The sequence below is a fragment of the Candidatus Synechococcus spongiarum SH4 genome (assembly GCF_000586015.1).
Lineage (GTDB): Bacteria > Cyanobacteriota > Cyanobacteriia > PCC-6307 > Cyanobiaceae > Synechococcus_B > Synechococcus_B spongiarum_F.
Window position 1 is genome coordinate 1 of record NZ_JENA01000054.1, and the last position, 8,768, is coordinate 8,768.

11 protein-coding genes are annotated in these 8,768 nt (G+C 64.0%); 4 read left to right on the forward strand and 7 right to left on the reverse strand.

Translation table 11 applies throughout. From position 1 onward, the window contains the following. The first annotated feature begins 369 nt into the window (after positions 1–369). Both BG35_RS0103950 and BG35_RS14100 read left to right on the forward strand, forming a co-directional pair. Complete coding sequence (locus BG35_RS0103950) at positions 370–1,773, forward strand: surface lipoprotein assembly modifier (protein WP_025781799.1); 1,404 nt, start codon at positions 370–372, stop codon at positions 1,771–1,773. 98 nt (positions 1,774–1,871) lie between these two features. Continuing rightward, the gene (locus BG35_RS14100) at positions 1,872–2,432 is read left to right on the forward strand and encodes a DUF1036 domain-containing protein (RefSeq protein ID WP_071994779.1); all 561 of its coding nucleotides are present in this window, start codon (positions 1,872–1,874) and stop codon (positions 2,430–2,432) included. Here BG35_RS14100 and BG35_RS13425 read toward each other — a convergent pair. Both BG35_RS13425 and BG35_RS13430 read right to left on the reverse strand, forming a co-directional pair. After that, positions 2,370–2,645 (reverse strand): hypothetical protein, encoded by a 276-nt coding sequence (locus BG35_RS13425; RefSeq protein ID WP_025781800.1) that lies wholly within the window; start codon positions 2,643–2,645, stop codon positions 2,370–2,372. The genes BG35_RS14100 and BG35_RS13425 overlap by 63 nt on opposite strands. Next, positions 2,635–2,919 carry a hypothetical protein gene (locus BG35_RS13430; protein ID WP_025781801.1) on the reverse strand — a complete coding sequence of 95 codons (285 nt, stop codon included), beginning with the start codon at positions 2,917–2,919 and terminating at the stop codon, positions 2,635–2,637. Before BG35_RS13430 ends, BG35_RS13425 begins: the two co-directional genes overlap by 11 nt. An 81-nt stretch (positions 2,920–3,000) precedes the next feature. On the opposite strand from BG35_RS13430, the gene BG35_RS0103965 reads away from it, so the two are divergent. After that, entirely contained in the window at positions 3,001–4,206 is a 1,206-nt protein-coding gene (locus BG35_RS0103965) for a glycosyltransferase (RefSeq protein WP_505625212.1), read from the forward strand. Positions 4,207–4,232: 26 nt separating this feature from the next. After that, entirely contained in the window at positions 4,233–4,964 is a 732-nt protein-coding gene (locus tag BG35_RS0103970; protein WP_080688012.1) for a sugar transferase, read from the forward strand. Positions 4,965–4,993: 29 nt separating this feature from the next. On the opposite strand, the gene BG35_RS0103975 is transcribed toward BG35_RS0103970, so the two are convergent. The 5 genes from BG35_RS0103975 to BG35_RS0103995 all read right to left on the reverse strand — a co-directional run. Beyond that, complete coding sequence (locus tag BG35_RS0103975) at positions 4,994–5,977, reverse strand: CobD/CbiB family cobalamin biosynthesis protein (RefSeq protein WP_034416949.1); 984 nt, start codon at positions 5,975–5,977, stop codon at positions 4,994–4,996. Between the two features lie 24 nt (positions 5,978–6,001). Continuing rightward, entirely contained in the window at positions 6,002–6,997 is a 996-nt protein-coding gene (gene ilvC / locus BG35_RS0103980) for a ketol-acid reductoisomerase (RefSeq protein WP_025781805.1), read from the reverse strand. Positions 6,998–7,042: 45 nt separating this feature from the next. Next, positions 7,043–7,447, reverse strand: coding sequence for a tellurite resistance TerB family protein (locus BG35_RS11480; protein WP_025781806.1), 405 nt, complete (start codon positions 7,445–7,447; stop codon positions 7,043–7,045). Between the two features lie 151 nt (positions 7,448–7,598). Next, the gene (locus tag BG35_RS0103990; protein WP_025781807.1) at positions 7,599–8,195 is read right to left on the reverse strand and encodes an ATP-dependent Clp protease proteolytic subunit; all 597 of its coding nucleotides are present in this window, start codon (positions 8,193–8,195) and stop codon (positions 7,599–7,601) included. Positions 8,196–8,231: 36 nt separating this feature from the next. After that, on the reverse strand, positions 8,232–8,768 hold a 537-nt coding region (locus BG35_RS0103995), incomplete at its 5' end, for an ATP-dependent Clp protease proteolytic subunit (RefSeq protein ID WP_025781808.1).

An 8,768-nucleotide genomic window follows, 5' to 3' on the forward strand; every position in this document is an offset into this window, starting at 1 on the left:
GATCAGACATGAAATCCCTTGGCGACAAGGTGGATCGTTTGGTGGAAAGCCTGGCCGCCGCCAAGTCCCTCTGACCAAGGCCCCGCCGGTATCCTGGCCTGGGCAAAGCCCCTGACGGTCGGCATTGACGCCAGCGGGCGTGTGAGCATGGTGGACAGAGGGCTTGTCCGGTGGGTGGCAGGCCCTCCAGGGGATCAGGAGACCGTGGAGAAGCGGTTTTCCAGCAGGTGGTCCAGCTTGGCATCCAGCTTGCCCAGACCGTCTTTCAGTTCTTTCCGTATCTCCTTCATGTCTGCCTGCTGGCCGCCAAATCCTTCTGAACCCGGGGCAGTACTATGATCCTCAGATCCACTCCTCCGTAGCGATTGAATGCGTTCCCTTGCGCTTGCCTTCACGCTGATTTTTCCCCTTCTGTCCGTACCTGCCCCACTGCAGGCCCAAGAGGAGACCAAGCCACAGCAGTTGTCCGATTCGGGGATCCAGCAAGGCAGAACCCTGATAGACGGTGGTAACTTTATCGAGGCCCTGTCTGTCTTGCGGCCCCTGGTTCCTGATCGCCTGGATGATACAAGGCAGATCAATATTCTGTTCCTGGTGGGTCGGGCGGCACTGGGCGCTGCCGAGCACCCCCAAACCCCGGAGGCGGAACGAAAAGACTATGTGGACGAAGCCATTGGCGCGTTCCACCGGATCCTGGTGGCCCAACCGGAGCTGGTGCGGGTGCGACTTGAACTGGCCCGGGCGTTCTATGTCAAAGGTCACGACCGCTTGTCCCGCAGGGAGTTTGAGCGGGTGCTGGCGGAGGAGAGTCTGCCGCCGCCGGTGGTGGCCAACGTCAGGGGTTTTCTTTCCGCCATCAGGCAGCGTCGCCGTTGGAACGGGTATTTCGGCATGGCCCTGGCTCCCGATACCAACATCGGCGGTTCCAGTGATGCAGAGAAGGTTGATATTCCTGATCTTTTTGGTGTCACCCCTGGCCCGACGGTGCAGGCCGACTACCATCCGGACATCAGCTCTGGCCTGGGCTTCAGGGTGTGGGGTGGCGGGGAATATGAGCATCCGCTGAGCGCCAAGGTGCGATTGCGGGGCGGCGCCAGTATCTCGCGAACGGAATACGAGGGTCAGGATTTTGACCGCATGCTGCTGTCCGCCCATGGGGGAACCCGCTGGTTGGCCAATGGAAGGACGGATATGAGCCTGCTGGCCAGCGCCCGCCGTTCCTGGAGCGGCGGTGAGCCCCAATATAAGGCTCTCGGCGCCCGTTTTGAATTGTCCCGTTTCCTGAGCAGGCGCGTACTGGTTCGCACCCAGGCCTCCTACCACCAGCACGTCTATGATGAGGATGTTTATCTGGACGGTCCCCGTAGCGATATTTCCTTGACAGGTCTCTGGCAGGCAACCCCCACCATGAGACTGGAAGCCAACGTGGGGCTGACCCGGGAACACATGGAATCGGAACTCTGGCGCAACAGTGGTCGGTTGATGGGGCTGGGGATGTCCCTCGATCTGCCCCGGGGTTTCACCGTGGGTCTCAACGGAAGTTACCGCTGGACCGACTACGATGATCGGGGGAGCACACTTCCATGGATTGCCTCTGAAGATTCCCGCATGGATCGCACCCGGACCCTGAGTATCTCCCTATACAATCGCGGCTTTACCGTGCGAGGCTTCAGTCCCAAGCTGGTGCTTACCAGGGAGACCCGTGAATCCAACGCCCAGTTGCAGGATTATAAGAGAGATCGCGCCGAACTCCAGTTCGTAAGGCTGTTATGAAAGCACTACGCTCACTGATGACCGGTCCTGCCCACCAGCACCACTGAACCACTGAACCACTGAACCACTGAACATTGAAGCCCTTGACAGCAAGGTTGATGGCGCTCTCCCTCGGCCTTCTCACCACTGCCCTCGCCATCACCGCTCCGGCTCCGGCCTTGGCAAGTCTGGAGTTCTGTAACCGCACCGCTGATGGCTACCCACTCTCTCTGGCCATTGCCTATTATAATTTTGGCATAATCCATACAAGATTTCGCAGGGACGGCTCAACGGGCTTGACCATTACCTTAAATCCCAGGTGGACCATCAGGGGGTGGTGGGAGATTCCCCACAATGAGTGTATTATGGTGGCGGCTGATCGTGACCTGAACCTGAAATACCATTATTACTATGCTCACTCTCCAGAGACTTCATACGAAGATTCAGGCCCGTATCTACTATGTGGCCGTAAGTACGGTCGTTTTCATATTGAACATAGCCTGAACCGTGATGGAGAAACTGTGGAGATTCTGACTCTCGACCGCTCCGGCGTCAGGTCTGTACCCGTAGCCTCTGCAACGGGTTTGCAGGCTGCTTGCACCGATCTGGGTTACAGATTACTCCCCTTTAACCAGATTGACGTTGGCGGGAGTGAGAATTACACCCATGATATTTTCTAATCTGATCACCCAGCCGTCGCCGGCAAACTGACCTTCACAGGTGGTCAAGGCGATGAGGGCTTGCAGCCGCCGCAGGGGCTTCTGGGTGGGGTGAAGCCCCGCCTCCGCCGCGGGCAGTCCGACCTGCAGCACGTTATCCGGGGTGTCGGCAAAGCCGAGGAAGCCGTCCTGGCAATAGGCGCCCACCCCATGCTGTAAGACGTTATCGGCCATCCGCGGCAGACCAACCGTTAATCGGTTTCCGCCGCCGCTGAAACACGACCCCCGCCGCCCGCTGGGCAGGGCTGCGCCCCAGGTAGGCGGAATTGGTGTTGTGGTGGAGCACGTCCCAATGGTCGGCGCCGATGCCATAGGGAATATCACTGAGGATCAGATGGACGGATTCCGAGGGCGCCGCCTGGATCAACTCCAGGGCGTCCCCTGGACAATCCCTGCCGGCCCCTCCTGTTCCCCGGCGCCGGGCAAGAGCTCCATCATGGCCAGCCATTGCATGTACGCCCCAGCCTATGGCCCGGATCCATGGGCGGGAGGGGCAACGGGCCTTGGGCGGGGCGATCCGGCCTTACGGTTGGCAGCGGTTTGCCCACAGCGGGTGTTGTCCTTTCCGCCGGATTCCGTTGCCCTGGTCCATGAATGGTTCAGCCCCTGGGCGACGGGGGGCGCCGAGGCGGTGGTGCGGGAACTGGATCAACTTCTGGCGCCCCGGCTTTATGCCCTGGTGGACGGGGAGTCCCGGCGGCCGGGTAGTTGGCTGGCGGGGCGTTCCGTTACCACCAGCTTCGTTCAGCGGCTCCCCTGGGGTGTGCGCCGGGTGCAACTCTACCTGTCCCTGCTGCCTCTGGCGGTGGAACAGTTGGACCTGAGCGGCCATCCCCTGGTGGTGAGCAGCAGCCATCTGGTGGCCAAGGGGGTGCTCACCGGACCGGACCAGCTTCACGTGAGCTATGTCCATAGCCCGCCCCGCTATGCCTGGGATCAGATGAACGTCTACCTGCGCCGGAGCGCCTTGGCCAGGGGGCCGTTGGGGCCGTGGATCCGCTGGCAACTCCATCAACTGCGCCAATGGGATCACCTCAGCGCCCAGCGGGTGGATGTGCTGGTGGCCAACTCCCGTTTCACGGCGCGGCGTATCTGGCGCTGTTGGCGACGGCGCAGTGTGGTGATTCACCCCCCGGTGGCGGTGGAGCGCTTCCACTGGCGGCAACCCCGTTCGGACTTCTACCTGTGTCTGGGGCGACTGGTGGCCTACAAGCGGGTGGATCTGGTGGTGGAGGCCTTCAACCGTTGCCGTCTGCCCCTGCTGGTGGCGGGGGATGGGCCGGAGCGAAAACGACTCCAGCGGCAAGCCGGCCCGACAGTCCGGTTACTGGGCCGGCGGAGCGCCCACCAAGTGGAGGATCTGCTGGGGCGGTGCCGGGCGTTGGTCCATGCCGGCGTGGAGGACTTCGGCATTGCGCCGGTGGAGGCCATGGCCGCCGGCGCCCCTGTCATTGCCCTGGGGCAAGGCGGCCTTCTGGATTCCGTACGGTGCCACCGTCAGGATCCGGCCACCGCCACAGGGTTGTTCTTTGATCGACCCTGCCCCCGCGTGCTGGCGGAGGCCATCCGCCACTTTGAAGACCAGCGCCTGTGGCGACAGTTGCCGGCGGAACGGTTGCGGCAGCAGGCGGAGCGGTTTTCCGGGCAGCGGTTTCATGGGCGGATGGAGGCCCTGCTGGCCAGGAGTTGGCGGCGGTTCCAAGGGGCCTGTTCCCGTATCCCCCAGGCCCCTTAGGCTGGTTCAGCCATTGCCTGTGCTCCATGGACACCCGGGCGCTGCCGCCTATGGATCGCCGGCCCCGCGTCCATGGCTGCTCCCGGCAGCCGGCGCTCCGGGCAACGCCCCAGGGGAGCGCTCTGGTGGCGCGAGTGCTCCGCAGTCAACGCCTCAAGCGCCTGATGGACATCACGGTGGCTGCCCTGGCCCTGGTGGTGGGCGCCCCCCTGTTTCTGGTGGTGGCGCTGGTGGTCCGGCGCAGTTCCCCAGGGGGACTGTTCTATGTGCAGCGCCGCCTGGGGCGGGGTCACAAGCCGTTTGGCTGCATCAAGTTCCGCACCATGGTGCAGGGGGCGGACCGGCAACTGCGCAGGACCTTGAAAACCTCTGCCCAACTGCAGGAGGATTTCCGTCGCGGCTTCAAGCTCAAGAACGACCCCCGCATCACGTCAGTGGGACACATACTGCGGCGCACCAGCCTGGATGAACTGCCCCAGTTTCTCAACATCCTGCGGGGGGAAATGAGCTTGGTGGGACCCCGGCCCATTGTGCGGGCGGAGGTGGAGCGCTACGGGGACGCCATTGACCGGGTGCTGTCCGTCCGTCCGGGCTTGACAGGGCTCTGGCAGGTGTCCGGCCGCAACAACCTCACCTATGCCCAGCGGGTGGCCCTGGATTTGCACTACGTGTCCCGGCGGTCCCTGGTGCTGGATCTGGTGATTCTCTGGCGCACCCTGGGGGTGGTGCTCTCCCCCAGGGACAACGGGGCCTACTGAGATCCAGCCAGCCCCCGATACCCGTCCCATCAACAAGCGAGCACACCCGCCAGCCCCAGCCACAGCAGCAGCCCCCGGCGGGTCAGATGCACCATGGCCACCACACTGGCCGGCTGGGGATCCGGATGCCCTGTTCCCAACAGGGGCTTATCCCGTTCCTGCCGGCCATAGCGGTTGCGACCGCCCAACCGGACCCCGACGGCATGGGCATAGGCCGCCATGGAGACACTGGCGTTGGGGGACGGATCCGCGGCCCCCTCCCGCCGGGCGGTGGTCAACAACCACCAGGGTCGCCCCAGCATCACCCCCAGGCTCAGCACCGCCAAGCGGCAGGGCAGCCACACCATCCCGTCCTCCAGCCGGGCCGCGGCGGTCCCCAGCCAGCGCAGGGTTCCCTGCCGATAGCCCACCATGGAATCCATGGTGCTCACCGCCTTGAAGCCCCAACCCATGGCCACCGGCCCCGGCGCTCCATCTCCCAGAACTGCCTGAAGCCCCACCCCCACAAGCATCCAGAACAGGGGGGCAAAGGCCCCGTCAACGGCGTTTTCGCTGGCGCTTTCCGCCGCGCCCCGCAGGATGTCACGGCGGCCCAGGTGGGCCACGTCCCGCCCCACAATCCTGGCCAGAGCCTGGCGGGCTGCAGGTAAGTCAGGGGACGGCCCCAGCCGCTCCAGCACAGCCGTGACCCGCTGGCCCAGACTTCGCCCCGCCAGACAACTGGCCATGGCCAGGATCAACCAAGGGGTGGCCAGGAGGGGCCAGCGCCGTGCGCCCCACTCCAGGGCCATGCCCGCCCCCATGGCCAACAGCACCATGGTGGCGGCCAACGCTGCCCCGGCCAGTTGCAGGCGGCGGGGTTGTTGGCGGCCCCAGGGCTCCAGTCCATGGCGCAGCCGGCTGATGCCCCAGCCCATGACCTGCACCGGATGGGGCCATGCCAACGGATCCCCCACCAGCCAATCCAGGGCACTGGCGGCCAGCACCAAGCCCCAGCCCGTCAGGGGGGACACGGCAGGAGGAGAGCCGCAACGGCGTCAGGCAGTCTTCAGCCAACTGAACATGGCCCGGAGCCGTTGGCCCACCGCTTCCACGGGATGGTCCTGGTCCTGTTTCCGCATGGCCTGCATCCGGGGTTTGCCCGCGTCGCACTCCGCCACGAACTGCCTGGCAAAGGCGCCGTCCTGGATTTCCGCCAGCAGACGCCGCATCTCCGCCTTGGTGTCGTCGGTGATGAGGCGAGGGCCACTGACGTAATCACCGTATTCAGCCGTGTTGGAGATGGAATCCCGCATGGCCGTCAGACCCCCCTTCACCATCAGATCCACAATCAGCTTCACCTCATGGAGGCATTCGAAATAGGCCAGTTCCGGTTGATAGCCCGCCTCCACCAGGGTTTCAAAGCCGGCCTTCACCAGGGCGCTCAGGCCGCCGCAGAGCACCGCCTGTTCCCCAAACAGGTCCGTCTCCGTCTCTTCCTTGAAACTGGTTTCCAGGATGCCCGCCCGGGTGGCGCCGATGCCTTTGGCGTAGGCCATGGCCAAGGTGCGGGCCTGGCCGGATGCATCCTGGGCAATGGCAAAGAGGGCCGGAACTCCCTGGCCGTTTTCATACTCCCAGCGCACCGTATGGCCCGGCCCCTTGGGGGCAATCATCACCACGTCCACGTCCGTGGGCGGCACAACCAGTTGAAAACGAATGTTGAAGCCGTGGGCAAAGCCGAGCACCTTGCCCGCGGTGAGGTGGGGCGCCACGGAGGCTTCATAGACCTGCTTCTGCACCTCGTCGGGTAGCAACAGCATGATCCAGTCCGCCCGCGCTGCCGCCTCCTGCACCGAAACCACCTCCAGACCGTCCGCCCGGGCTTTGGCGGCGGAGCGGCTCCCCTCGTAGAGGCCCACAATCACCTTCACCCCGCTATCCCTGAGATTGAGGGCATGGGCATGGCCCTGGGAGCCATAGCCGATGATGGCCACCGTCTTTGCGTTCAAGACCGAGAGGTCAGCGTCGTTGTCGTAAAAAAGGTTGGCCATCGAAAAGAACCGGATCCCAGTGGAGAATTGCCAATTTTAAGCAGTTCAGGCCAAGGCGTCCTGGCAGAGAATCTGCATCACGCTGAGGATGGTGCGACTCTCCAGGATGTTGAGACCGTTGATCTCGGCGAGACGGATGAGAAAGTTCACCTCGTCATGGTTGACCTCGCCGTCACTGGCGACGATCTTGCAGGCCACGGCAAAGGCGGTGAGTTGCTGACCGGGGCTCAAGGCTGTCGTCGCTTCCGCCAACAGGGCCTCTCGCCCGTCCTTGCGGTGCCGGTCCCACAGTTGATCAACGAGGGCAGCCCATTCCGCCTCCTCCAGGGTGTTGTAGGGGTGGCGAGCGTTGAGTTCCTCAAAGAAGGCGTTCCTCTCCACGTCGCTTGTGTCCAGATCGGACCACACGGCGCAATGGCCAACGGCGGCAAAGGCGGTTTTGGTGTCCAAGAAGGAAGATAGGATGAACGCATTTCGCTCTAGCAGCCATGGGCCTGGCTTGCCATGGCCATGGACCCACTGTTAAGAATCCCTTGAAGATTGACCGTGGCCGGCCGGGTTGTGGGCGCCCTCGCCGCCCCGCCCTTGCCTGGGCCAGCCCTTACGCCTCACTGGGGTGGGCAATGACCCGGTCGATCAGGCCATAGACCTTGGCGTCCTCCGCGCCCATGAAGAAGTCCCGGTCCGAGTCTTTGGCCACCTTCTCCACGGGTTGGTTGCACATGGCCGCCAGCTCCCGATTGAGACTGTCCCGGTTGCGGAGGATTTCCCTGGCCTCGATGGCAATGTCACTGGCCTGTCCCTGGGCGCCGCTGCTGGGCTGGTGAATCATGATGCGGCTGTGGGGCAGCGCCGAGCGTTTGCCCTTCGTGCCGGCAGCCAGGAGAAACGCCCCCATGCTGGCGGCCTGGCCCACGCAGATGGTGACCACGTCGGACTTCACGTAGCGGATGGTGTCGTAGATGGCCATGCCGGCCGTGACGGAACCACCCGGTGAGTTGATGTAGAGGTAGATGGGTTTGGTGGTGTCGGAATCCAGGTACAACATGTTGGCCACCAGGGCGTTGGCCACCCCATCGGTGACCTCGGAGCCCAGAAACAGGATCCGCTCCACCCCGAGGCGGGTGTAGATATCCACCCAGCGCTCAAACTGGCTGCCGGGCAAGCGATAGGGGACGCTGGGGGTTCCGATGGGCATGGGACAAGAGGGGGTGAGGGAAGCGGCGGTTGGGGGTTAGAGGCTGGGGGGTGGCGCGGCGGGCAGATCCTTTCTGCTGGTGAGCACCCGGTCAATCAGGCCGTACTCCTTGGCTTCCGCCGCGGTCATGTAGGTCATGCGGTCGGAATCCCGGCTCAACTGCTCCACGGTGCGCCCCGTGTTGGCCGCCAGGATGCTCAGCATGGTGCGCTTGTTGTGGAGCACCTCCCGGGCGCGAATCTGGATGTCGCTGGCCTGGCCCCGGGCGCCGCTGCGGGGCTGGTGGAGAACGATGGAGGCGTGGGGCAGGGCGGCCCGATACCCCTTGGCGCCAGCGGAGAGAATCATGGCGGCCGTGCCCATGGCCTGGCCGATGCAGATGGTGTGGACCGGCGGCTTCACGTAGCGGAGGGTGTCGCAGACGGCAAAGGCCTCGGTCTCGAAGCCCACGGCCTCGCCGGAGTACCAGCTTGTGCCGGTGGAGTTGATGTAGAAGAAAATGGGCTTGTCGGGATTGTCGAACTCCAGGTAGAGCAACTGGGCGATGATGAGCTCGGTCACGTCCAGCCCCAG